This is a genomic window from Bacteroides galacturonicus (genome assembly GCF_003096855.1).
Lineage (GTDB): Bacteria > Bacillota > Clostridia > Lachnospirales > Lachnospiraceae > Lachnospira > Lachnospira rogosae.
Window position 1 is genome coordinate 147,857 of record NZ_QEOA01000008.1, and the last position, 26,131, is coordinate 173,987.

Annotated in this window: 19 protein-coding genes and 1 tRNA gene; 4 read left to right on the forward strand and 16 right to left on the reverse strand. The window is 34.5% G+C overall.

Features of this window, described 5'->3' with window-relative positions; genetic code table 11:
• Positions 1–12: 12 nt before the first annotated feature.
• Positions 13–3,222, reverse strand: coding sequence for a DUF6240 domain-containing protein (locus C7390_RS12635; RefSeq protein ID WP_116444295.1), 3,210 nt, complete (start codon positions 3,220–3,222; stop codon positions 13–15).
• Positions 3,223–3,524: 302 nt separating this feature from the next.
• Entirely contained in the window at positions 3,525–5,456 is a 1,932-nt protein-coding gene (gene glgB / locus C7390_RS12640) for a 1,4-alpha-glucan branching protein GlgB (protein ID WP_022503129.1), read from the reverse strand.
• Between the two features lie 234 nt (positions 5,457–5,690).
• On the opposite strand from glgB, the gene C7390_RS12645 reads away from it, so the two are divergent.
• Complete coding sequence (locus C7390_RS12645; RefSeq protein ID WP_022503130.1) at positions 5,691–6,653, forward strand: MraY family glycosyltransferase; 963 nt, start codon at positions 5,691–5,693, stop codon at positions 6,651–6,653.
• Between the two features lie 183 nt (positions 6,654–6,836).
• Here the strand turns inward: C7390_RS12645 and C7390_RS12650 are convergent, their stop codons facing one another.
• The 3 genes from C7390_RS12650 to C7390_RS12660 form a co-directional block, all read right to left on the reverse strand.
• Entirely contained in the window at positions 6,837–7,811 is a 975-nt protein-coding gene (locus C7390_RS12650) for a 3'-5' exonuclease (protein WP_022503131.1), read from the reverse strand.
• A gap of 22 nt (positions 7,812–7,833) precedes the next feature.
• On the reverse strand, positions 7,834–8,790 hold the full coding sequence (locus C7390_RS12655) for a methyl-accepting chemotaxis protein (protein WP_055177388.1): 957 nt from the start codon (positions 8,788–8,790) through the stop codon (positions 7,834–7,836).
• A gap of 87 nt (positions 8,791–8,877) precedes the next feature.
• Entirely contained in the window at positions 8,878–9,939 is a 1,062-nt protein-coding gene (locus C7390_RS12660; protein WP_055177386.1) for an FIST signal transduction protein, read from the reverse strand.
• A gap of 342 nt (positions 9,940–10,281) precedes the next feature.
• On the opposite strand from C7390_RS12660, the gene C7390_RS12665 reads away from it, so the two are divergent.
• Together C7390_RS12665 and C7390_RS12670 are read left to right on the forward strand one after the other, a co-directional pair.
• Positions 10,282–11,043 (forward strand): DUF4866 domain-containing protein, encoded by a 762-nt coding sequence (locus tag C7390_RS12665; protein ID WP_055177384.1) that lies wholly within the window; start codon positions 10,282–10,284, stop codon positions 11,041–11,043.
• Positions 11,030–12,370 carry a threonine/serine exporter family protein gene (locus tag C7390_RS12670; RefSeq protein WP_055177381.1) on the forward strand — a complete coding sequence of 447 codons (1,341 nt, stop codon included), beginning with the start codon at positions 11,030–11,032 and terminating at the stop codon, positions 12,368–12,370. The genes C7390_RS12665 and C7390_RS12670 overlap by 14 nt, the downstream gene beginning before the upstream one ends.
• 84 nt (positions 12,371–12,454) lie before the next feature.
• Here C7390_RS12670 and C7390_RS12675 read toward each other — a convergent pair whose 3' ends face one another.
• The 11 genes from C7390_RS12675 to C7390_RS12725 all read right to left on the reverse strand — a co-directional run bounded on the left by C7390_RS12675 (position 12,455) and on the right by C7390_RS12725 (position 24,491).
• On the reverse strand, positions 12,455–13,078 hold the full coding sequence (locus C7390_RS12675; protein WP_055177378.1) for a 5' nucleotidase, NT5C type: 624 nt from the start codon (positions 13,076–13,078) through the stop codon (positions 12,455–12,457).
• 126 nt (positions 13,079–13,204) lie between these two features.
• Positions 13,205–14,923, reverse strand: a complete 1,719-nt coding sequence (locus C7390_RS12680) for a HAMP domain-containing methyl-accepting chemotaxis protein (RefSeq protein ID WP_116444296.1) — start codon at positions 14,921–14,923, stop codon at positions 13,205–13,207.
• A gap of 333 nt (positions 14,924–15,256) precedes the next feature.
• Positions 15,257–15,328, reverse strand: a tRNA-Arg gene (locus C7390_RS12685).
• 111 nt (positions 15,329–15,439) lie between these two features.
• Positions 15,440–16,366, reverse strand: a complete 927-nt coding sequence (locus tag C7390_RS12690; RefSeq protein ID WP_116444297.1) for a DUF3881 family protein — start codon at positions 16,364–16,366, stop codon at positions 15,440–15,442.
• A gap of 20 nt (positions 16,367–16,386) precedes the next feature.
• On the reverse strand, positions 16,387–17,784 hold the full coding sequence (locus C7390_RS12695; RefSeq protein ID WP_055306995.1) for an HD-GYP domain-containing protein: 1,398 nt from the start codon (positions 17,782–17,784) through the stop codon (positions 16,387–16,389).
• A 312-nt stretch (positions 17,785–18,096) separates the two neighbouring features.
• Complete coding sequence (gene serS / locus C7390_RS12700; protein WP_116444298.1) at positions 18,097–19,380, reverse strand: serine--tRNA ligase; 1,284 nt, start codon at positions 19,378–19,380, stop codon at positions 18,097–18,099.
• A gap of 151 nt (positions 19,381–19,531) precedes the next feature.
• The gene (locus C7390_RS12705; RefSeq protein ID WP_090141296.1) at positions 19,532–20,080 is read right to left on the reverse strand and encodes a DUF4446 family protein; all 549 of its coding nucleotides are present in this window, start codon (positions 20,078–20,080) and stop codon (positions 19,532–19,534) included.
• 302 nt (positions 20,081–20,382) lie between these two features.
• The gene (locus tag C7390_RS12710) at positions 20,383–21,315 is read right to left on the reverse strand and encodes a ParB/RepB/Spo0J family partition protein (RefSeq protein ID WP_055177366.1); all 933 of its coding nucleotides are present in this window, start codon (positions 21,313–21,315) and stop codon (positions 20,383–20,385) included.
• Position 21,316: 1 nt separating this feature from the next.
• A complete protein-coding gene (locus C7390_RS12715; protein WP_055177364.1) occupies positions 21,317–22,096 on the reverse strand; it encodes a ParA family protein in 780 nt (259 codons plus the stop codon).
• 736 nt (positions 22,097–22,832) lie between these two features.
• A complete protein-coding gene (locus C7390_RS12720) occupies positions 22,833–23,477 on the reverse strand; it encodes a response regulator (protein WP_055177360.1) in 645 nt (214 codons plus the stop codon).
• Between the two features lie 24 nt (positions 23,478–23,501).
• Complete coding sequence (locus C7390_RS12725) at positions 23,502–24,491, reverse strand: sensor histidine kinase (protein WP_116444299.1); 990 nt, start codon at positions 24,489–24,491, stop codon at positions 23,502–23,504.
• Between the two features lie 205 nt (positions 24,492–24,696).
• Between C7390_RS12725 and C7390_RS12730 the strand changes: the two genes are divergently transcribed.
• The gene (locus C7390_RS12730; protein WP_055177354.1) at positions 24,697–25,650 is read left to right on the forward strand and encodes an alpha/beta fold hydrolase; all 954 of its coding nucleotides are present in this window, start codon (positions 24,697–24,699) and stop codon (positions 25,648–25,650) included.
• Positions 25,651–26,131: the final 481 nt, after the last annotated feature.

A 26,131-nucleotide genomic window follows, 5' to 3' on the forward strand; every position in this document is an offset into this window, starting at 1 on the left:
CTTTAACCGCTCTTATGCCCCAAAGAATACTCCTGTTATTGCTGAAGCGATCTTATAAAGACGATCTGATGGAATCTTTGCTCCTGAGTCCTCGTATGTAGTATATTTAACATCTGGAACTCTTACACAATTAATTCTTACATTGTCATAACCGAACTGTTCTTTAAGATCTCCCTCAATCTGCTGGAAATACTTATAAATGCTTCTGTCTTCGGAAAGCACAATTCTTGAATCCTGCTTTACATACATACTTACGTCTGACTGTGTAACCTTTGCCTCTACTGACAATTCACCCCACGAAGCTGTATTCATCTTAATAGATATCTTTCCCTTGTCATTATCATCTGCAACAAATGTAAGATTGATAAGACCTGCCTGTCCATTTTTAACATAAGGGACACGGTAATCATTTCTTCTTGCAAGATTGCTTATATATCTAATCTGTCTGTTGCTTATTCTTAATTCTTCAAATGTATCATAATCAACAGGGTCTTCAGCAGTTCCTGTAAGTGAGCTCTCTATAGCTTCTTCAAGTTCATCACCAGCAGCTTCTTCAAGGTTAGTATACATAGCCTCAAGCTTATCCCTGCTGTCTAACACTTCCTTAAGCTTGTCATTGCTATCAATTATGTTCTCTCCATATATTGACTTACTGCCCTGGTTTCCGTGCTTTCTTGTGTAAGCCATAAGCTGTCCTGTAGCCATAAGTTCATTAACCGCATTAATGTTACCAATGTTCTCATTAATTCCAGCTCTTCTTAACTCCCTTACAACCTCAGCATCAGCCTGTTCTGCTTTCTTAGTTACTTCTTCTATGTAACTGCTGTCAAGTTCATTTTCCACTGCTTCATCATAATGTTCAGCAAGTCCGTTAGCAAATGCTTCAACATTCTGATGTTCAATTGGTGACTCATTGTCCGAATTCTTCAATGTATTAGGAGTGATAAACTTCTGTGACTTTGCAAATAATGACTCAAAGTAACTGATAGTTTCCTTATCTCCAAGACCTACTGAATCATCAATAGTTACATCTATTCCAGAGTGCTTGCGGCTTGTGTAGGCACTGATAAGATTACCCATAGTAATCTCTTTGCCCTGCTTCATAAGAGCACCCGCACACACACCAGCATCTCTTGTAAATATATTCATCATCTGGTATATACCGATGAACTGCTTTTTCTTAGTTTCGTTAATTCCACCTGTCTTGTCAAGCTTGTAGAGGAACTTTGAATATTTCTCCTCATTATCCTTAGTAGCACCCTGATTCATACTGCTAAGATAATCATTAACTGTCCATATATCAGTATTCATTGGGTTGATTCCGTCATCTATCATCTTAACAACAGTTTCCGGCTTCATATTATCAACAAGATTATTAAGGGTTGTATATATTCTTCTTGCCCTCTCAACATTTTCCTTATTGATATCTATGTTATTAGAAGCAAGAAGCTTGATAACATCTCTGTTCTCCTGAGTATTCTCAAGATTGAGTTCGTCCATTATACCCTCTGCACTGTTATTAACAGCCTTAATAATAGAGTCATCTAAGTCTTCTCTTACCTTAGTGCCTGTTGTTTCATATGTATCTATCGCCTTGGCATAACGGCTTGTCATTCCACTCGCAATGCCTGATACCATAGAAATACTCAACTTATATGGGTCACTCTTCATAAGCTTTTCATACATCTGTGCTGGTGCAGTCTCAATATCGTAAAGTGCCTTTCTTACATCAAGGACATCATTATACATCTGTGTATTGCCAGCATATAATGTTCCATTAGCTTCAAGAGCTTTAATCTGCTCGTTAATCTGTTCAAGAGGCGTGTAGAGAAGTGATGTATTACTCTTTTCAAGAATTACACCTGTACCTGCTGTAAGTAAAAGCCTTGCCTCAACAAGTGTGTTATAAGCTTTCTGTGCATTGTAACCATATGGCTGCTGGTATGCATAATTACCGCCCATCTGATTATTATATACACCCTGATTATAGCCCGTATCCTGCACATAACCATACTGGTTATTAACATTGCCCTGCCAGCCGCCTGACATCTGACTGTTTACATTACCCTGCCAGTCACCTGACATCTGGTTATTAACAGTCATCTGATTGTTAACAGCCTGCCGGCTTTCTGCTGTTTCACTCCAGCCTACCTGCATTACGACCTTCAGACTTGCTATTGTAAATGCTTTTCCAGATGAAACAACATTTACAATATCATCATAGCTTGCATTAGCCAGTGTTACTATTGCGTTCTTTACATTATCCCATATAGATGGATCGTTTGTAAGTGGAGTATCTTTAGGGTCTTCACCAATAGCAAGCTGGTCAGCAATCTTTGATAATACACTATCCTGTCCATCCTGTGTATCAAGACCATTTAAATTAAGTCCGTCAAGAACAGCTTTATATTTTAAAGTCTTTTCTGTGACTGGTATATTATTATTAATCAAATCCTGTGCATTATTAAGGTTTCTTAAGTTCACTTCAAGCCCGGCTTTATTCATAAGCGACTCAATCTGTGGACGCATAGCATTAAATTCCTTAAATGAAATCTCATATCCGCTGTTAGCCGGTCTTGTACTGACAGCATTTTCTGCCTTATATATTCCGTCAATAGTTGGTGCAATATCATTGGCAATCATATAATACTTAGCACTCTCTGAAAGCTCTGTTATTGAAGCCGCCTCATCAAGTGCTGATTGTACCTGCTTCACAGTATCGTCATCAACGCTTATTCCAGCACCGCTTAATCTCTGCTTTAATTCATTAGCTGCACCTGCCCCTGCAACACTCTCAATTGCATCAGAGCTTACGCCAGTTCCATATGCAACATAGCTGTCTGAGTGCATTGCAAGCTCAATTCTAATCTTATCAATAATTGATACCATATCATCCTTAGAGGCATCTGTTATATTAAATCCATCACCTGCTATATCGACTGCTTCCATACCAGAAAGCTTTTTAACAAGTGCCTTGAAGCTTATCTGTGCTGTACTTGCAGAATTCATAATCTGCTGTTTTACATCATCAGCTTCCTTTAATAACGACTCATATGTGTTATCTGCCAGCCTGCTGTTATCCTGTCCCTCTGACATAACAACACCATTAAATATCCCATTGATACCATTAGTCCTGTTGCTTACATTTTCCTTATAATTAATAGATGTTTCTTTAACATTATTATCCTTGTTAAAATTACCTGCGTATATTGATACAGACATATTTATCCTCCATACATTATCTGCGGCTAATCTACAGCCGGTTATTCCATTTCCTAATAACAGCCTATATATCCTGCTTAGATAATTCTATCGCCTGATTATAAAATAACCTGTATTATATTTCGGTTACTTTCACCAAAAAAATAAGCAAAATGAAGCAGATTACAGCATAAATGTAATCAACCACATTAATAATTACATCAATACCATATACCTGCTTCACTTAAATCCTGCCAACCTGATATCTGACTTATATATCAGACTGCTATTTAAACTGCTCTTATATATCTCTTATATTATTATTATATTATTGTAGGCTTGTGTGCTTCCACATCACCATTGAACTCATACACAGCTATTCCATACCTATGTAAATCCACAAGAAGTGACTCACCATAGCCATCACACTCACCCTTCTTACTTGCAATTATCTTCTGCTGGTTCTTCATATCATCACCTAATACAAGCTTATATTTGCCCTTAATTGGCACTCCAATTCTATGACTTGGTCTTTCAACAGGTGTGAAATTAAGAACGAATAACAAATGCTTCTTCTTATCCGGACTTATTCTTATAAATGAGAATACACTGTTGTCCTTGTCATTGGCATTAATCCATCTAAAGCCTTCTGAATTATAATCAGTTTCATATAAACATCTGTAATTCTTATTAAGCTTAAGGCACGCACTTGTAAAATCCTTTAATTCCTTGTGGCTCTCATCCTCAAGAAGATACCAGTCAAGAGAACGCTTCTCACTCCACTCGTTCCACTGTCCGAATTCCTGTCCCATAAATAAAAGCTTCTTGCCCGGATGTCCACACATATAAGCATATGCAAGCTTAAGATTAGCGAACTTGTCCTCTCTGTCACCAGGCATCTTGCCTAACATAGAACATTTCAGGTGAACAACTTCATCGTGCGATAATACAAGTATAAAATTCTCGCTGTAAGCATACATAAGAGAAAATGTCATCTTACCATGATTAAACTTTCTAAAATAAGGGTCAAGCTTCATATATTCAAGAAAATCGTGCATCCAGCCCATATTCCACTTGAATGTAAATCCAAGACATTCTCCGTTATCAGGGTCACCACTTACCATTGGCCATGCTGTAGACTCTTCTGCAATTGTAACCGCTTGTGGAAATCTCTTTCTCATCATACTATTAAAATGCTTAAGGAAACTCATAGCTTCAAGATTACCATTACCGCCATACTGGTTAGGAACCCAGTTGCCTTCTGTCCTTCCGTAGTCAAGATAAAGCATAGAAGCAACTGCATCTACTCTTAAGCCATCAATATGGAACTTATCAACCCAGAACATTCCATTGGCAATAAGGAAATTCGATACCTCATTCTTGCTGTAATCAAATACCTTAGTTCCCCAATCAGGGTGTTCGCCCTTTCTTGGATCTGCATATTCATATACACAGCTTCCGTCAAAGTTCGCAAGCCCATGTGCATCTTTTGGAAAATGTGCTGGTACCCAGTCAAGTATTACACCAATATTCTTGCTGTGCATATAATCCACAAAATACATAAAATCCTTAGGACTTCCGTATCTTGCTGTTGGTGCATAATATCCTGTAACCTGATAACCCCACGAGCCGTCATATGGATACTCTGCAATTCCCATAAGCTCTATATGTGTATATCCCATATCTGATACATACTTGGCAAGGTCTGGTGCTATATCACGGTAATTCATATAACCGTCCTCTGTACCATCTTCCTGCTTCTTCCACGAACCAAGATGACATTCATATATAGACATTGCTGACTTTAAATGGTTCTCTTTCTTCTTACGTTCAACCCATACGCTGTCTGTCCACTTAAATCCATTAAGATCAGTAATAATTGATGCTGTCTCTGGCCTTAACTGTGCCGCATTGGCATATGGGTCAGCCTTGTAAATAGCCTCACCACTCTGTGAAATAATAAGGTACTTATACATCTGTCCAGCCTTAGCACCCTCTATAAATAACTCATATATTCCACCATCTGAAATCTTCTTCATATCATAGCCATAGGCTTTCCAGTCATTAAATTCACCTATGACGTACACGTCCTTCGCCGCTGGTGCCCATACCGCAAAATATACTCCGGGCTTTCCATCTTTCTTCGCTATATGTGCACCCATTTTATTATATATCTCGTAGTGTGTTCCCTGTCCAAAAAGATATGAGTCTAACTCAGTTATTCTTATCTGTTCATAATTAATTGTCACAGCCATATATTACTCCGCCCTTCCACATTAATAATATTACTTCGCATATACTTTTGTATTAACATTATTTTATCATAACATTAAATTAAATACTATTAATTTTTTGACAATTGGTCATTTTTATAATAAAATTTCTCATATATTTTGATAATCCAATTAATTACTTCTATCTTTCACTTGACATCATAATTATAGGAATTTATCATAAAACTATTAATAATCAAAGGAGAATTCATAATTATGATTTATTATCTGATAAGTCCGAATTATATTAATGTTGTGACTTTTGCCAGCATAATATTTGCATTTGCAATAACGTGCCTTGCTATATATATGGGTAAAAATATCCTTCCCCGTGATGGCGGCAGAGCTTACGCAATTAATGGCTCAAAGTCAGTCGGCAAGCCAAGAGGAGCAGGAATTATATTTATCCTCGTATTTACAATAACCTGTATGATATTTGTCAATTTAAGTTCTGAGATAATCATTTATCTTATACTTGTACTTGCAGCAATGCTCTCAGGTTACCTTGATGATGCTTCGTCATCACCTTGGGGCGAGCTTAAAAAAGGTATTATAGATTTCGTAATTGCGGTTATGGCGGCAGTTACATATCTCCACTATAATCCTAACACATTTGACATATCACTCTTTAAGCTTACAGTTACACTTAACCCAATCATATACGGTGTTCTCATCGTTATATTAATATGGGTCAGCATAAATGTAACTAACTGCTCAGATGGTGTTGACGGCTTATGTGGAACTCTTTCGGCAATTACACTTTCATCTGCCTATGTATTATTTATGATATTTGACATTGAAAGCTCATTCCGCCACACAATACTTATTATGGTAGTATGTATTCTTGGTTATCTGTGGTTTAACGCATCACCTAGCAAGCTGCTTATGGGCGATGCAGGCTCAAGGGCAATAGGAATATTTATAGCATTTGCTTTTCTTAAGTTACACAGCCCTCTGCTTTACATTCCACTTGCCATAGTTCTTATAATTGATGGCGGACTTGGTCTTATTAAGGTTTCATTTATGAGATTTCTTCATATAAAGATTATGCAGAATATAAGAACACCTATCCACGACCATATGAGAAAGAACAAGAGCTGGTCTGATGCACAGGTCGTATTCAGATTTGCAATAATACAGCTTGTTATTGCGGCAGCTATAATATATGCAGTTATATAGCAGCATCTGTTGATGCAGCAATTTCATTCAACAGATATCCTGTCATATTCAAAAAGGCAGTAATCTTAATTATATATAATTCCCAGAAATATCCTTTCCTTCAAAGCATTATATATAATTAAGATTACTGCCTTTTTTATTTATATTTAATTAGTTATTTTACACGGCAGACATAATAGAATATTATTTAAGTAATTTCTTTCTTTTGTGTTCTTCCAATCTCTTACGTCTTCTGTGTTCGCGTTCCTTAACCTGCTTGTCTATTATCTTATCAACCCCTTTTTCATCTGTCTGCTTAACAATTCTTACATCATAATACAATCCGTTATCATTATGTTTAACCTTAAGCTTTCCCTTAAATGTGCCATGCTCTTCACACACAAATACTGAATAATATGTCTTTGAAGTTGTCGCAAACCATTTTATAAGTCTTTTCATAGACCTGCCACATATATAACACCTGCACGACCTTGCAACCCTGTCATCAGCTGCATTATCCCTTGTCTTAAAACCTCTTGAAATATATTTCTCATATGTCCCAAAGTTGGCATATATCTCAGTTTTTCTATCTTTAGGTATTCTGTATGTGTCAATGCTCTCATACACCTTTACGCTGTCAAAATCCATCTGCTGGAATATCCTTGCCGTGTATACAGCATCATTAATTGCTGAATGATACTCTGCATCCTCGCTGAAACCAAGCTCCTCAATAGCCATCTTAAGACTTCTTCTTGTCTTGCCGTCTGAGTATACCTTGCTGTATAACTTCTGCAGATCATAATACATAAATGGAAATGGAAAATTGTTCTCAACCCCGAAATGCTTCATATTCCTTTGAAACTCTGTAAGATCTGAACTTCCCCAGGTTATAAATTCATAGTCATCACCACACCATTCAAGAAATTCTTTCGCCGCACTTGCAAAATCATCTCCCATTTTGAGTTCATCTTCAGTAATTTCAAGCATTTCTGATACTTTACCGTGAAGTTTAACATATTCTACAGGTCTGATTATTCTTTCCCACCGTCCGGTTATATTCTTATGTTCATCAAGCTTTACAGCTCCTATCTGTATAATCTCAAATGGCATTTCTTCTATAGAATATTCTTTTCCTCTGTAGCTCTGATTCCATTCAAGGTCTAACACTATATAATTCATAACCAATTCCCTTCACAGTAAATTATTGATATTTATTTTGTATATCTTTGGCAATAGGAGCAAGCTGGGATACAAGGTTATTCATATCCTCAAACATAGAACTCTTGGTTGTTCCTAAGTCGTTGGCACGCTCAATATGTGCAAGCACCTTCTGTAACTGCTGTTCCTGGTCATCAAAGCAGTCTTTAACATCTGAAAGTCTTTTTTCAGAAGACTGTGTAACCTCGCCTATCTCCTCCTGAACCTCCTTAGCTGCATCTGCTGCTTTTATAATCTGTTCAAATACTCCATATGCTGCATCTGCATCTTCAACATTCTTTCCAAATACTGACTGTGATTCCTCAATATTATTATTAAGCTGTGTTGTACCCCTTTCTACCTCAGAGATACTTCCCTCAACTGTGCTTACAAGTGTCTTTATCTCCTCTGCAAGGTTCTTGACCTCGTTGGCAACAACCGCAAAGCCCCTTCCCTGCTCTCCTGCTCTTGCCGCCTCAATAGAAGCATTGAGTGCAAGCATATTAGTCTGATTCGCAATTGCTATAATCTGCTGCATACAATCTTTAATCTGCTGTACAGATACCTGAACACCTGCAAATGCACTCTTTATCTCATCAAAACTCCTGCTTACTTCTTTTGAACTATTCTTTAATTCATCTACCTTTTTCTGTGCCTCTCCTACAGAGTCAACAATTTCATTTTTTACACCGTCAAAGCTTGTTGCAATCTGACCTACATCAGCAAATACAGATGATAATTCCTGTACCTGGTCTTTTAATCTTTCATTCTCTTTAGTTGCAAGCACAAATGCTTTCTGTATATCTGCCATCTCATCAAGTGATTCTACTTCCCTCTCTGCAAGCTGTTTCTGATATTCAATAATACTGTCTGCAACGTGTATGACTGGGTGCATATCTAAAGTTTCTTCTTGTGCCGATATAACATTTTCTTTCTGTGTTTTTAATTTTCTGCCAAACATATAATATCCTCCTCTTTACGATATTTGCTGTCATTTTATGAGTATTAAATTTACTTCATTTGCAAAATGGACTTTAAACAGTAACATTTATTCAAATACTACACAAGTCATTGTCTGGTTAACAAACTGCTGGTTGTAATGCTCCCCATAACCTATAAGACCAGCGTGGTCTCCTAATACGGACATAGACTTAAGATATGTTTCAAAATAATGCTCCTGTGAGAAGAGTAAATATCTGAATACACAATTAATAGAAAATACACCTGATATGTGTGTAAAATCTTTCTTTATCTGATTAATAGTATTTTCAACAACATGGGATATATCCTGTAATTCGAGTAATGTAAGAACATCAGAATCATTAACCTGGCGATAACACTCAAGCTTATCTCCAACAACTTCTTTAATAGATATTATACATATATCCTGACCATTCATCTTACCTAATGGATTCTTAAATGTCTGTGTCGCCATCTCCTTATCACCAATATTTAATATATCCTGATATACTTTTCTGGCTGGTCTTCCATTAAGCTCTCCTATAAGATACTTACTTCGGTCAGTCTTAGATGCAATAAAACGGCAAGCTGGAACCTGCTTATATATATTTTCCTTATAAACCTTAATCTTACCATCATTATTACGAATAAGTGCATATGCATCAGCATCAGCATAGATCTTTCCATTAACTGATACTTTTCCTCCATCACCAGTTCCACCTACAAGTGATATATGCTTCTTTCCAAGAACGCTGTAGATTGTAGTAAGCACACACGCATCATTACCTGAACAAAAGTCAATACATATTGTATTATTCTCTGATGCAGCAACCTTATTTATATCTTCCTCAAGTCTTCCAATATACTTTACAGGCATAGTCGAAGCCTGCTCAAGTACATTAGTCACTACACTTAAATTCCCCTCCATAGCAATAACTGCTACGCCATTATCCGCTACAACTGTCTGTCCTCCGTAGCTTCCTCCAATACAACCAATGCTTGGAACACCTGGAAAATGTCTTTCCAGCTCTTCTACATGCTGCTCAAACTGCTCATTATTAGACATCAATAATAATAATTTTGGTGCAGTAATCTCACTTATAGCCTGTGCGAGATTACCACTCTTATCTACTCTGTATATCTGTTTCACGTTGTTCACCTTTCAAATAATTTTGATAATATTTTAGCGTAATTATAGTACAGCTTATTTAAGAATTCAACTATCTTGATTTTAAGACTTACGAATTACACTCCTGCAAACATATACCATTCTCCTTTGTCAGCTTAGACTTCCCCGATATTTTTTCATTATGCCATAATTTTGTGCGGTTTTCAGCACATATAAAGTTCCGCAAGGAACTTTTAAGATGAGCACTTTTGTGCTCGTTATACCATAATGTTATGGCAATTATATTATTTATATTTTTCACTTATTGCCGATTCGATAGTATAATAACTGTCGAAATAAAAATATAAGAAAGGTCGGATATTTATGATAGAAAAAACAATATTTCCACGAGAAGAAAAAGCTGAGGTTTTATTTGATAAAATCTTAAGCGATAAGTGGGCATATAACAAGCTTTTTCAGACATTCTGTGATAATTTATTTTGCAATGACGATTCTGGTACTGATCTTTCGCCACTACAATTTACCGAGGCATTATTTAACTGCTACACTAACAAGGATTTATCTGCATTTCTTATGGCTATAAGCCAGAACACACTGTTTGACTTACTGAGAAATTCTTTTCTTATTCCATATCGCTTCAATGCTGACGGAAAACAAAATCCAATTATTATGACTGACGATAATGGTATTCTCTTACCAGAATATAAGAATACTGTTCACGAAAAAGACTATCAGCATTTTTATAACATTTACCAAAATCTTCATAATAATAAGAATATCTTTCTTGCCAAAGCCTACAGATACAGTCATATATATGGCGATGACCCATCTATTATTGAACAGCAGATTATTGAAGAAAATACAGGCATACTGCTTATCCGTGAGCTTCCTGACACAGTAAAACTTAAAGAAACTGAAGCCGAAGCCTACAGTGCTGTATGGGACCTTATGCTTGAACTTGAGAAAAATCTTCCTATGGCGTATATCTTCTATGGTCAGGACTCATATATAGATAATAACAAGCATTTTGATGAGTTGGGAATATTCCTTCCTAATTCTATCTTTTTGAAAAATCTTGAAAATCACGTTAAGAAAGCTGAGGAGATTATATATGCCAAAGACTAATTATATAGATATTATGGAAAAAAATCATATGGAGATACCTTGGCACGACTATACCAATGCTGACAGCAATGCACTGATTTCCGATGCTGACCTTATCGAAAAGGCTTCTGTTATCGGACGTGTCGGCTTGATTATGCTCTCGTGTGGTACTGGTGCGTGGCGTGTGCGTACATCTATGAACAGACTTTCCAAGGAGCTTGGCGTAACCTGTACTGTTGATGTTGGACTTATGTCTATTGAATTTAACTGTTTTGATGGAAATGACTGCGTATCCCAGTCACTCAGCATAGCTAATACAGGTGTCAACACATCAAAGCTTTACCGTATGGAGCAGTTTGTCGATAACTTTCCAAACGAAGAAGCTCATCTTACCGGTGAAATAATTCATAAACGTCTTGATGAAATTGAACAGATACATACCCTGTATTCACCGGTCAAGCTTGGACTTGCCGCCGCTCTTGCGTGCTGTGCGTTCACATTTCTTCTTGGTGGCGGACCTATTGAAATGCTTTTCGCTTTTATCGCCGCCGGTGCAGGTAATCTGATAAGAACCAAGCTTATTAAACACCATTTTACTTTGTTTTTAAATATAGCTGCTTCTATATCAGCTTCGTGTCTTATATATGCAATACTGCTTAAACTTGCCATTCTGCTGTTTAACATACCGTCAGTACACGAAGCCGGATATATATGCTCTATGCTCTTTATAATACCCGGATTTCCATTTATTACAAGTGGAATTGACCTTGCCAAGCTTGACATTCGTTCAGGTATTGAAAGACTTACTTATTCAGCAATCATAGTTCTTGTGGCAACTGTATTTGCGTGGATTATGGCATTAATTCTTCATTTACAACCTGAGGAATTCTCCAGCCTGAATATTGGCAATATAACTCATCTTATTTTAAGATTAACTGCAAGCTTCTGCGGTGTATTTGGATTTTCAATTATGTTTAACAGCTCTATTCCAATGGCGGCAACCACTGCTGTTATTGGTGCTATTGCCAACACACTCCGTCTTGAACTTGTTGACTTTACTGCAATACCTGCTGCCGCTGCCGCATTTATCGGAGCTGTAACTGCTGGACTGCTTGCTTCATTTATAAAAAAATATAATGGTTATCCACGTATATCATTAACCGTGCCTTCCATTGTTATTATGGTTCCTGGACTTTACCTGTACCGTGCAATATATAACTTTGGAATTATGTCACTGACAGAAGCGGTTTCGTGGTTCACCTCCGCAGTTATGATAATAATAGCACTTCCACTTGGACTTATATTTGCAAGAATTATAACTGACCGCACCTTCCGTTATTGTACATAATAATATAATAACAGCCGCCAGCTTTATTGTAATATGCTCCTGTCAGGTAAACATATTATTATACTGGTGGCTGTTATCATATTATTAATTATCCGTCTGTTGCTTAAAATATTCCTCAAATAACCTGTCAATCTCTTTCCACCCTTCGCACCTCACAAATCTGTCATCAGGAAGTTCTTCGTGTATGTTCCAAGGGCGGTTAAACACTGCCACCTTACAATTATCAAAATGCATAACGTGCTCAAAAGCTGACGGCGAATCCTCTATTGCAAAATCAAATGTCATATTATAAAGCTGCTCTAAAGTCATATTATATGCATAGTCCTGTTTACTGGTTTCACGACCATATTTATCAACACAGTATAATGGAACTCTTTTAAGATTGTGTTCATCAAGCCATTTTCGTGATGGCTCATACGAATTAAAAGGTCTTCCCGTGATAATATAGATTTCGTGGCCTTCATCAACCCATTTATTAATAGTATCTGCTGCCCCTGTAGTTTCCTCATAATTTAACAGATTCTCTGGCAGATGCCCTGCTATCATCATCTCTTCATACTGTTCATCACTCAAATCAAAAGTCTTTTTCAGATTAAAAAACTGCACTTCACGGTAAGGCACATCAATTCCGAATAACTCTTTTGCAAGTTTTGTAAAATGTTTTGCTGTTTCACATAATACATCATCAAAATCTATATATACTTTCATTAGTATTTTTCCTTTCATCTGCACTTACCGTCATCTTCATCTCCTTCAGTTAATTATGTTTTTCTACCGGGTGATATACTCTCTGATTGTCAGAAAGAGATTCCTTCATACAGCCAGCTATACTTTTTAGAATAACTTGAATCTTTTCACGCGTTCATTCATCTTATCTGCACCCTCTGCGAGGTTAATACTTATTGCTGTATTCTCTTCTGAAGATGCTGCAGTACCCTGTACCACACCTGAAAGCTGTTCTATTCCCTGTCCAATCTGTTCTAATGACTCTGCCTGAGTGTTAGCTTTCTCCATTGTGTTCTGTGCCATTTCTGCAAAAGAATTCATATCTGAAATAATCTGGTTAAAAGCTTCTGCTGTTGTTATTGTAATTTCATTTCCTTTTTGAATTTCAACTAAAGTCTTATCAATTAATTCTCTTGTATTAACCGCTGAATTAGCACTATCTGCTGCAAGCTTTCCAATCTGGTCTGCAACTACCGCAAATCCCTTTCCTGCTTCACCTGCCCTTGCAGCTTCAATAGAAGCATTAAGTGCTAACAGATTAGTCTGGGAAGCAATATCTTCAATATCGGTAATAATATTACCTATTTCCTTGGATATTTCTGTAATATGTTCCATCTCTGTCAGTAAAACATTCATTTTTTCTTTTTCTTCGTTTGCTTTGTTTGCAGAAGCCTTTACACGTTCAGATGCGTTCTTTGTTTCACTTGCTGTATCCACTGCAAGGTCAACAACTGTATCTATCGTTGCATTCAGTTCCTGGATAACTCCTGCCTGCTCTGTTGCACCATCTGCTAACGACTTCGATGCACTTTCTACTTCTTTCGCATTATGTGTAACCTGTTCTGCAATACTGCTTATCTCTGACAATGTACTGTTAAAACGCTTTAAAATATACAGAAGCGAATCCTTTAATTCTGAAAAATCACCCAGAAACGGTGTAATATCATCACCATTTCTTGTTAAATCACCCTGTGCTATGAATTTAACCTCCCGTGAAATCTCGCTTACATAATCTGAAAGTATATTCATAGCTTCCTTAAGCTTTGTAATTGTTTCACCAAACTCATCATCAGATTCATATGTAAGCATATCCACGTTAGACAGCTCACCCTTTCTAAGGCTGGCAACTGCCTCATCAATCTGACGTACTGGTTCTGTAATTGAGTCTGATATTATCTTTCCTATAATTGTTGCAATCACTGCAATCGCTAATCCTGTTATGATAATGACAATAAAAATAATTATTGTACATATATTAGCAATTACTTTTGCCGTATCTAATTCCGCCTGAAAATCATCGCGTACTGAATTTAACTTTTCTACAAATTCCTTATTACTTTCATACACGCTTCCAATCATAAGATTAGCAGCATCAGCCTGTTTGCCTTCTCTACTAAGCTTATATATTTTATCTGAGGCTGACCTGTAATCCTCCCATGCAGAGCTTGCCTTTTCATAATCAGCTTTACCTGCCTGTGCTTTCTTATTTGAATTAATTATTTTCTCTAACTTAGAAGATATATCCTTTATCTGATTCTCCATATCATTAGTTTCTTTTTCACAGGCTGCCATAGCTGCTGTATCTGTTTCTACAAGATGCTGATACTGTTTGATTCTATATTTAGCAGTTATTGTTTGTAATTCCTGCAGACACTCAAGTGAAGGAGACCACACTTCCGTAATACTATGTATAGTCGAACGAATCACTAATGTTGATACAAGTGCCACCAATACAAAAAAAGCTGTCATCACTAATACCGCCATCCGGTATACCTGCAATTTCGCTGAAACTTTTAAATTACCTATCCATTTTCTTAACTTTGCCATATAATTTCCCTTTCTTTTGTTTTTATTTATTTAATAAATTTTTCTGAATCACATTACAAAAAACCGGGTAAAAACCTCATATACCCAGTCTCATAATTATTGTCCATCAGACATTGATAAAACTATCACAATTCAATTTTAAATGCAATAGAAATTTATACTTATTGATGTAGTTTTTGTATGATTTTTTTAAGAATGGATTTAGTTCCCTGTGCCCCCTTTTATTTTTTCGGTGTTCCAACTACTCATTTATATATTTTTATGGTGCTCACAATCACCATAAAATAAAAAATGCAACAATGAATTTTCACAATCATTGTTGCAAGAAATTAATGTTCCCTGCGGGAATCGAACCCACAACTAGCGCTTAGGAGGCGCTCGTTATATCCATTTAACTAAGAGAACAAGCTCCGTATCAGGGCTTTTCAGCCTTCAGGCTACGGTAACCATTTTTATTATGTGAACTTAACGCCACTTATTTAATTATATCACATCTATCCTTTTCAGGCAAATATTTTAATTATTAAACTTAACACTTCCCTGCAGCCATATCTGCCCCTTAAATCTCCTGCCAACAGCGGGTTCTCCAAGCAGATGAGCCTGATTAATGGCAACAGTCATATTAAGATCATTACATTCGATAACCATTATATATATTTTCTCTTTGGTGTAATGATTAATCTCCTCAGACAACTCAAGTATCTCGCCGACAACCTGATACTGGTCGCACTCAACGCCGCATGGCATAAATGAAGAATCAACTATTGAAAATACATCTTCCTTTACAATTCTGTGCGAAAGCTCATTGTAAGTATCTATATCTTCTATTGTAAGACTCTCTATTGCCGACTCGTCACCCTTCTTAGCCGCCTGTATAAGCCTTTGTCTGTCGTCCTGCTCCTTCTTCATTCTGACAGAATCTGACTTATTATTTCTTGTTGGAAGCATAATTATTCCGCCAAGTGACAATGCCGTAAGGCTTACCATTTTATTCTTTATTGGAATTTTATATACATAGCTTCTCGAATCTATATCGTAATCTTTCTGGTTAAGACCTTTTTCATCACAAATGTAATCCAGATAATCCATTACATTTTGCAGATAAAATATAAGGGTAACACCTGTCTTTGACTCATCACATACAACTGCATAGGATTCCTTATCCAGATGTCTTTCTATTGTAATCTCATCATTATCACATCTTGTTCTTCCAATAACAAATGGAAAATAATATTCATATATGAATTCTTTATCTTTAAATCTTCCGTATATGTACAAACCTGTAGACTCGCTTATTCTTACTATGACCGCACCACGGTTAAGCTCATTATTCTTTATAACAAGCCCCTTCTCCAAACTGTCCAGAATACCTGCGTGTATCATCTGCTCTTCAAAGTCCGAATCCACCTGCTCAAATCCTATAGCCTTTATATATAAATTCATAACAATCCTTCATTCCTGTATTACTCAGTATCTACAATAAACAGTGTAAGATACTCCATAAGATCTTTTTCCACCTCATCTTCATATAAAGATCCATCTGAATGTTTTAACATTTTAATTACCGGTCTGTCAGTAAACTTCTTATTCTGCCTTACAACAATGCCCGTTTCACCCTCACTTGTAATAACCTTAATTCCAACAGGATATACTGCTACTGTTTCAAGAAGCTTCTCTGCTATTGTTGCATCATATTTCAATCCCTGATTAGCTTTAATATACTCAATAGCCTCATATATCTTGAGCTTAGGATTACCCACACCACTTATAAGACTGTCAAAATCATCGCATAAAGATACAAGCTTAACTTCCATTTTCAGTTTATCTCCTTTATGAGAAAATGGATATCCCTTGCCGTCTATTCTTTCGTGATGTAAAAGTATTATTTCCTTAGCTATATCCGGTATCCAATCCTCGTCCTGAACAGAACTATACCCAAATATAGTATGCTTCTTATATTCTATTGCATCTTTAGTATTCATATATGTTTCATTGGTGTTCATATATGGTGTCTTAATGTATCTTAAACCTATGTCGTGAAGCATCGCTCCCATGGATACATTTTTAACCTGCTTATCACTCATTTTAAGTCTTAACGCCATAATTGTAGATAATGAACACACGTTGATACAGTGTGTATACATATCTGTTGATAAATTTCTTATCTCTGTTATATTGTTAATAACCTCTGGCTCTGAAAGCACAGATTCAATAATTCGTTCAGCCTCTAAACCTAATATTTTCAAATCCTGATTATGCTTGTAAATGTGTTTCTCAAGGACATTTTTAACAACTTTCCTCGAATTATTAGTCGTTTCTTCAACTTTATAGATATGTCTGTAATAACTATTACCACTATGCGATTTAGCTTTGCTATTGGATTCATTACTATCTATGTCCGATTTATTCAATTCATTATCGTGTAAGTTCTCTGCATTATGGCTGTCATTATTCACATTATCGCTGTCATTTTTATTATTGCTTTTATCTTGATAATAATCACTTTCACCACCATTATTATCGGTGTTACTGATGCCATCTTCGCTTACATTTTCTATTTCTTTATTGTAATTATTATCATTATCTATCCCTGTGCCATTACTATTATCAGAATAAATGTCATCGTCTTCACCCAGCTTATCATCTGTTCCAATAATTATATGACCATATTCACCAGGGTCAATTATTTCATCAGGATATTCTTTAATGCTTAGACTTTGTATTCCCAAATTCCTAATTCTGTTAATCAATTCTGAATTCAATACAACATCTGCATGTATAAGTACTGTGCCACTATCTGTCACTATAGGAAGGGCTGTTATCTCATTTCCCTTAAGATTTTTTACCTTAACCTGTTTCATACATACTCCATTTCCAGCATCTAAACTATCATAATAAACATCTAATATTATAAAGATAACACAAATTAATCTATATATCAAATAATATATAACAATTAAAAATATCCTGTATTGACGACAAATTATATGCACCTATATCATACTTTCCAGTACATATAATTCATCATCAACGCAGGATAACAATTATGTTAAATGTGTTTAACTAATTAACTTATTAAATTAAATACCTTGTGAAACCAAATATGTTATTAAATCAAATGTCTTGTCAGACTATATCTCTTGTTAAATTATATTTTGTTTCTTAATATTTAATTACTTGCTAAGTTCTGTCTTTCCACCCATATATGGCTGGAGTGCCTTTGGAATTCTAACGCTTCCATCAGCCTGAAGATTGTTCTCAAGGAATGCGATTAACATTCTTGGAGGTGCAACACAAGTGTTATTCAATGTGTGTGCAAAATACTTGTTCTTGTCTGGACCCTGTACTCTTATCTTTAATCTTCTTGCCTGAGCATCACCTAAGTTAGAGCATGAACCAACTTCGAAATACTTCTTCTGTCTTGGTGACCAAGCTTCTACGTCAATTGACTTAACCTTAAGATCAGCTAAATCACCTGAACAACATTCAAGTGTTCTAACCGGTATATCAAGGGAACGGAACATATCAACTGTATTCTGCCATAACTTATCAAACCACATTTTGCTGTCTTCTGGCTTACATACAACGATCATTTCCTGCTTCTCAAACTGATGAATTCTATATACACCTCTCTCTTCAATACCATGAGCACCTTTTTCTTTTCTGAAACAAGGTGAATAGCTTGTAAGTGTCTTTGGAAGCTCTTCCTCTGGTGTAATTGTATCAATAAATTTACCAATCATTGAATGTTCACTTGTACCTATAAGGTAAAGGTCTTCGCCTTCAATCTTGTACATCATTGCATCCATTTCATCAAAGCTCATAACGCCTGTAACAACATTACTTCTTATCATATATGGAGGAATACAATATGTGAAACCTCTGTCAATCATAAAATCTCTTGCATAAGAAATTACTGCTGAGTGAAGTCTTGCAATATCGCCCATAAGATAATAGAAACCATTACCTGCAACCTTTCCAGCCGCATCAAGGTCAATACCATTAAACTTCTGCATAATCTCTGTATGATAAGGTATTTCAAAATCTGGAACTACTGGTTCACCGAACTTTTCAATCTCTACATTTTCACTGTCATCTTTACCTATTGGTACTGTTGGATCAATAATGTTAGGAATTGTCATCATAATCTTAGTAACTTTTTCATTAAGTTCTGTTTCTTTTGCTTCTAGTTCCTTTAATCTGTCAGCATCAGTATTAACCTGAGCCTTAACAGCCTCAGCTTCTTCCTTCTTGCCCTGTGCCATTAAAGCACCAATCTGCTTAGAAAGCTTGTTTCTGTTAGCTCTTAACTCATCAGCTTCTGTCTTTGTAGCACGAGCCTGTGCATCAAGTTCAATAACTTCATCAACTAAAGGTAACTTTCTATCCTGAAATTTATTCTTTATATTCTGTTTAACAATATCTGGATTTTCTCTTACAAATTTTAAATCTAACATTTTTTCCTCCATATAACGAATTTGATACTCTTTTAATTATGCACCTTTTTATATATATTTTCCAGCATTTTATATATTTATTTATGTATCTTTTAATGTACTTTATTATATTCGTTATTATTCTAGTATTGCCATTATTATTTTCATCATTTTAATTATTAACTATATCGTTGACTTCTCTGCTAAGCTCAACATCACCCATTCTTCCAGCAACTGCCTGCTTTAACGCATTGGCTTCCTCATCACCTAATTCAATAAATGACTCACCATTAATAATCTCTTTAATATACGCAAAACAGCCGTTATTGCTGTGCATTACATTAACAAGACAGCCATTATCATTTTTATCAAGCATACATATTGCAAAACTTAATTTGCCGCCCATTTCATGAAAAGCATCATACTTAACAATTCCAACCTTCTGAAATGTATACTGCATCTTATCATATATATCTTTGATTGATTTTGTATTGTTCTCATATGTTTCTTTTAAAAGTTTCACATCGTCAGTATACTCTTTAATTATTTTCTCGATACTCTTTCCTTCTGAGCCTTCCATCATAATGTTGTACTTCTTCTTCATTGCCGATGACTTCGCAATGGCTACAATAGAAAGAATAATTGCCACTATCAATAATACGATTATTCCAATAAGCACATATAATGTTGGTACGCTAAACAATCCAAATACATCTAACATTGTTTTATTCCTTTCGTTAATTATTTATTGTTTTAATATATTTGTATTATATCTTAAATATCGTGCTGCTTTCCAGCACATATAAAGTTCCGCAAGGAACTTTTAAGATGAGCACTCTGTGATCATTATTTCTTAATTTTCGTGCTGCTTTCCAGCACATATAAAGTTCCGTAAGGAACTTTTAAGATGAACACTCTGTGATCATTATTTCTTAATTTTCGTGCTGCTTTCCAGCACATATAAAGTTCCGCAAGGAACTTTTAAGATGAGCACTCTGTGCTCATTATATTTGAAAGTATTATTTAGTTAATCTTCTGCAATAATTCGTATATTCTCTCTAATTCTGCCTGAGAGTAATATTCTATTTCTATTTTTCCTTTATTGTTATTCTTATTCTTGATTACAACCTGAGTTCCCATAATTGCCTTCATCTTCTGCTCTAAATCTCTATAGACAAAATCATTCTTCGGAGCTTTCTTTTCTGGTTTCTCTGGTGCTTCAAGTGCTTTCATTAATTTTTCTACATCTCTCACACTTAACTTCTCGTCAAATATTTTCTGAGCAATCATATACTGCTTATCTTTATCTTCGATTGTTATAATTGTTCTTGCGTGTCCGCTGCTGATTTTACCTTCAATCACCATATCCTGGACTCTCTCATCAAGCTTTAATAATCTTAATGAATTAGTAATTGCAGCTCTTGACTTAGAAACCTTTTCTGCAACCTCATCTTGTTTAAGTCTATAATCTTTAATAAGTCTTTGATATGCTTTAGCTTCTTCAATTGGGTTAAGATCTTCTCTCTGAATATTTTCAATAAGAGCAATTTCCATTATCTCCTGTGAAGAATAGTCTTTAATAATTACTGGTACTTCCTTAACACCTGCAAGCTTAGCAGCTCTCCATCTTCTCTCACCTGCTATAATCTCATAGTAATTATCTTTCTTCTGAACTAATAATGGCTGTAATACACCGTACTGTTTTATCGATTCTGATAATTCAATCAACGCATCTTCATCAAATGCTTTTCTTGGCTGATCTTTATTAGGCTCTATCAAAGATAATTTCACTTTAGTTTCTGCTGGTACTTCCTTTACAACTTCTTTGACTACCTCTTTAACAACTACATTTTCTTCTGTAGGTGCTTCAGGTATTAAATTAGAAATTCCTCTTCCCAATCCACTTGTCTTACTTCTTTTGGCAGAACTTTTAGTTCCAGTTGACTTTGTTGGCATATTATTTCTCCTTTATTTCTTTATCTCTTTCCATAACTTCCTGTGCCAATAATCTATAACTTTCTGCACCTGTTGATCTTGTATCATATATATTTATTGGCTGTCCATAACTTGGAGCTTCTGCTAATCTTATATTTCTAGGAATAATTGTCTTGTATATATTCTGTTTAAGATTATCCTTGACATTTTCAACAACCTGCAATGAAAGATTAGTTCTTGAGTCATACATTGTAAACACAACACCTTCTAATTCAAGATTTTTATTTAACTTTTTCTTAGCAAGATTAATTGTATAGATTAACTGTGACAAACCTTCAAGTGCATAGTATTCGCATTGTATTGGTACTAACACTGTATCTGCAGCTGTCATTGCATTAACTGTTAGCATACTTAAAGATGGAGGACAGTCCATTATTATATAATCGTAATTTCTTCTTATCTTTGCAACTTCTTCTTTAAGTACATATTCTCTATCTTCAACATCTATAAGGTCAATCTCTGCTCCAGCTAAATTCATATTTGATGGAAGTAAGTCCATATTATCATATACATCTTTAATTATTGCCTCGGATATATCACACTCTCTAAGAATTACATCATATACAGTTTTGTCTGCTTCATTCTTATCCACTCCAACTCCACTTGTTGCGTTACCCTGTGGGTCAATATCTATAAGTAAAACTTTTTGTCCTGCCTCTGCAAGGCAAGCTGTTAAATTAATTGCCGTTGTTGTCTTACCAACACCACCCTTCTGGTTAGCAATTGCTATTACTCTCCCCATAATCAGCCTCCGATTAATAATATAGTGCTTATAATTAATTGATATGTATTCATTATATGTGAAATGCAAGTGTAAAATGTTTCACGTGAAACACAATAAGCATTTTGATGTAAAACATTCATTTTAATTAATAGTCACATATCTATAGTTTAATACTCAAATCTATTTTTTTCAATAGATTTACCTCAATATAATCTGCTAATTTATGTATTTTTAATTATGCAAATAATATTGTTTTATAATATTCGTACTATAATCAATAAAATGGTACAATATAATATATAAATAGAAAGTATCTAGCTTTCAATCTATATTTTCTTGCACACATTTTCTTGAATACCATTAAAGTTTTTGAATTTTATTTAACAAATATTTTTATTTATTATATTACACGTTTTATTACGGTTTACATTATTATTTTCACCAACATACAATATTATATAACCATTCAATATAACTCTCCACTCTACTTTACGTCTTGATTTTTTGCAGCTAATACTTTCAAATTCTATATTTCAAGCAATACTTTTATATTTTATAGCTTATACTTTCACAACCTAAACAACAAAAAGCAGATGATATGTTTCACGTGAAACATATCACCCACTCCATTAATTAAATCTATCTACTATATTCAATTCATTACGTTATCCTATAATTATTATTATTGTTACTAATGAATTCAACTCCAACAACAAATAATAAGCACTTATCTTTTATATTCAGCACCAATCTATCACTTTAACTTAATAATATCATTTTTAATTGCAAACACTGCCGCCTGCGTTCTATCAGATACATCAATCTTTTTAAATATATTAGAAACGTGATTTTTAACAGTTCTCTCACTTATGCTTAATGTACTTGCTATTTCTTTATTTGATGAACCAGAAGCAATCATTTTAAGTACTTCCACTTCTCGTCTTGTAAGTTCTTTTGATTTGTCTTTCATCAAATCTCTCTCTGCCAGACGTACATTTAGTAATGGAACAAGTGTTGGCTCTATGTATGTCTGTCCTTCGTATACTGTCATAATTGCATTTTTCAATGTATCAAAATCTGAGTCTTTAAGTATATACCCATCACAATTAAAGTCTATAGCCTTAATCAAATATTCAATTTCATTATGAATTGTAAGAACTATAACCTTGCAATCCATTTTCTGAGTTTTAATTATGTTAAGCACCTGAAGTCCGTCAAGATTAGGCATATTAATATCCAGAAGTATTACATCAGGATGTGTCTTATCTGCAAGATTAAGACATTCAAATCCATCTCCAGCCTCTCCTACAACTTTAATATCATCATACATTTCAAGAAGCTGTTTCAAACCTTCTCTAATCATCTTATGATCATCTGCAAGTAAAATATTAACAGACATATTATTTTCTCCCCCAAAAAACTATTATTTCAAAGGTATATTAATAACAAACTCTTTCTCATCTTTGTTATAGTTAATACTACCTCTTAGCAGATTAACCCTTTCAACAAGCATTCTTATTCCATAACCTGTATTATTAGATTTAACCTTGCCAATCTGTTCAAAATCGAAACCACATCCATCATCTTTATAACTAATAGTAAGTTTATTATCATCTGTTGCAATATCAATATATATATTATTGCAGTCAGCGTGTTTAAACGAGTTACTGGTTAATTCATTAATTATCCTTAAAGTTGACATACACACAACGTGCGATATATCATCTGTGCAATCTATTGTATAGTGCATAATAATATCCTTATGACTATCATCTAATTTATCAAGAAGATTCATTAATGCCTCGTTAAATCCCAGGTCATCAAGTTCCATAGGTCTTAACTGGTATATAATATTACGTAGCTCATTAATACTTTCTTTGACAATACCCTTTACATTATTCATTTCTATTTTAGCTCTATTCAAATCCCTATCAGCAATCTGAATAGCAAATTCCTGTTTATGAATAAGTGCTGTCAAATTCTGTACGACTGTATCGTGAATATCCCTTGATATTCTCTTTCTGTCAGCCTCCAATAACCACAATATATTGGTACTATCACTGTTATTATCCACATTTTCCATGGTTTCAATATCATTATTGTTGATAACATCCTGCATTTCTTCCATTTTTACGGATAATTGGTTATAATTTTCTTGATATATCTCTTTTTGTTTTAATAAATCATCAATTTTACTCTTTAATAATTCATTCTGATTTCTCTCAAATACCTCATTGCCAAATGATATAAACATATCCTCTGTCTTATCAGTATTGTTGTCTATTAATGTTATTTTATCATTAATAGTATTAATCTCTATATCAACGCAATGAATATCATCAGATATTTCTTTTAATTTATTATTTATATTTTCAATCTGTTTACTTAAGTATTCAACAGCCTTCTCTGACATATGTAACACCCGCCTATCAGTTAAATCGATTAATTTCGAGCTTTTATACAAATTTTAACTTATTTGTCACTAAAAATAAAGCTTTTTATATAATATTCTAGTCCTAAATAGTTATTAATTTGCCTTAATAGGCATATTGTCACATAATTATATATGGATTATAATTATAATATCATAAAATATTAATATGAATGGAGATTAATATATGAATAAATGGCAGAAACTGGGGCTTGCGGTTGGTATGGGAACAGCCGTTGTAACAACCTCACACATTATTAATAAATTTATATTTGAATCAGCAACAATTAATAATTATACCGGCAAAACTGTTAAACACACCTATAGCTGGAAATTTGGCAATATTGCATATTCCACATATGGCAATTACGACAATCCTCCACTCCTCTTAATTCACGATTTGAAGTCTTATAGCTCTGGCTACGAATGGGATAATACAGTCCATTATTTATCCAAGAAACATCATCTGTATGTTGTTGATTTATTAGGTTGTGGACATTCTGATAAACCACAGATAACATATACAACTTATATGTATACACAGCTTTTAAATGATTTTATAACAAATGTAATTGGCAAAAAGACAGATATAATAGCAACCGGCGACTCCGCTCCTATGGTCATAAGTTCAGTATATATCAAGAAAGATTTATATAATAAAATAATTCTTGTAAGTCCTAAGGCTGTATCTAAAGCCAAAGCCGTACCTGGCAGACGTGCTGGCATAAGACGCAGACTTCTTGATATACCTGTAATTGGGACTACTATATACAATATATGTATGCGAAAAGACCGCCTGAATAATATTCTTTCCAAAAATGTATTCGACAACGGAATAGTTCCTGTTGATTACCTTAATGCTTATTATGAAAATGCACATCTTTCTGGAGCTTCAAGCAAATTTCTTTTTGCAAGCACAGAATGCAATTTTACTACTGCCTCAATTGCCAAAGCCGTATCTGATATTGATAACTGCATATATATAATAACTGGCGAGAACAGCAAGGATACTTCTGTATCAGAGTATCTTTATCTTAACCCTGCAATAGAAGTTGTTGAGATTAAGAACAGCAAGAATCTTCCACAGATAGAACAACCTGTAGAATTTGCCAAACAGGCTGATATTTTCCTGGATATGTAAATTGGTGCGTGACACCTATTTTTGATATTTAAGATAATTTCTACTATTGTAGATATCAGATAAAAAGTAGATTTGGTAATTAGGTTTAAGTAACCTAAATAATTTCTACTATTGTAGATATCAGATAAAAAGTAGATTTGGTAATTAGGTTTAAGTAACCTAAATAATTTCTACTATTGTAGATATGTTTGGCAAGAAAATGAATTTATGTTTAAGTAACTTAAATAATTTCTGCCATAGATATATAAAAATACCTGCTAAAACAGATATACATTAGAACTAATTTCTAACACACCTAACTGTTTTAACAGGTATTTTCATATATAATATGTTATATATAACATTTCATATATAATATGTTATTGAATAAATCAGACATATAATACATTTTATCTCTACAACTTATTACTTAATCAATACTTTGAATAAATCGGACATATGTATTATTCTATATAACAAACTACCACAATAAAATATTATT

What these genes read in the sequence shown, in the direction of transcription:
- C7390_RS12635 (WP_116444295.1), bottom strand. Translation starts at nt 3,222, where the DNA reads ATGTCTGTATCAATATACGCAGGTAATTTTAACAAGGATAATAATGTT.
- glgB (WP_022503129.1), bottom strand. Translation starts at nt 5,456, where the DNA reads ATGGCTGTGACAATTAATTATGAACAGATAAGAATAACTGAGTTAGAC.
- C7390_RS12645 (WP_022503130.1), top strand. Translation starts at nt 5,691, where the DNA reads ATGATTTATTATCTGATAAGTCCGAATTATATTAATGTTGTGACTTTT.
- C7390_RS12650 (WP_022503131.1), bottom strand. Translation starts at nt 7,811, where the DNA reads ATGAATTATATAGTGTTAGACCTTGAATGGAATCAGAGCTACAGAGGA.
- C7390_RS12655 (WP_055177388.1), bottom strand. Translation starts at nt 8,790, where the DNA reads ATGTTTGGCAGAAAATTAAAAACACAGAAAGAAAATGTTATATCGGCA.
- C7390_RS12665 (WP_055177384.1), top strand. Translation starts at nt 10,282, where the DNA reads ATGATAGAAAAAACAATATTTCCACGAGAAGAAAAAGCTGAGGTTTTA.
- C7390_RS12670 (WP_055177381.1), top strand. Translation starts at nt 11,030, where the DNA reads ATGCCAAAGACTAATTATATAGATATTATGGAAAAAAATCATATGGAG.
- C7390_RS12675 (WP_055177378.1), bottom strand. Translation starts at nt 13,078, where the DNA reads ATGAAAGTATATATAGATTTTGATGATGTATTATGTGAAACAGCAAAA.
- C7390_RS12680 (WP_116444296.1), bottom strand. Translation starts at nt 14,923, where the DNA reads ATGGCAAAGTTAAGAAAATGGATAGGTAATTTAAAAGTTTCAGCGAAA.
- C7390_RS12690 (WP_116444297.1), bottom strand. Translation starts at nt 16,366, where the DNA reads ATGAATTTATATATAAAGGCTATAGGATTTGAGCAGGTGGATTCGGAC.
- C7390_RS12695 (WP_055306995.1), bottom strand. Translation starts at nt 17,784, where the DNA reads ATGAAACAGGTTAAGGTAAAAAATCTTAAGGGAAATGAGATAACAGCC.
- serS (WP_116444298.1), bottom strand. Translation starts at nt 19,380, where the DNA reads ATGTTAGATTTAAAATTTGTAAGAGAAAATCCAGATATTGTTAAACAG.
- C7390_RS12705 (WP_090141296.1), bottom strand. Translation starts at nt 20,080, where the DNA reads ATGTTAGATGTATTTGGATTGTTTAGCGTACCAACATTATATGTGCTT.
- C7390_RS12710 (WP_055177366.1), bottom strand. Translation starts at nt 21,315, where the DNA reads ATGCCAACAAAGTCAACTGGAACTAAAAGTTCTGCCAAAAGAAGTAAG.
- C7390_RS12715 (WP_055177364.1), bottom strand. Translation starts at nt 22,096, where the DNA reads ATGGGGAGAGTAATAGCAATTGCTAACCAGAAGGGTGGTGTTGGTAAG.
- C7390_RS12720 (WP_055177360.1), bottom strand. Translation starts at nt 23,477, where the DNA reads ATGTCTGTTAATATTTTACTTGCAGATGATCATAAGATGATTAGAGAA.
- C7390_RS12725 (WP_116444299.1), bottom strand. Translation starts at nt 24,491, where the DNA reads ATGTCAGAGAAGGCTGTTGAATACTTAAGTAAACAGATTGAAAATATA.
- C7390_RS12730 (WP_055177354.1), top strand. Translation starts at nt 24,697, where the DNA reads ATGAATAAATGGCAGAAACTGGGGCTTGCGGTTGGTATGGGAACAGCC.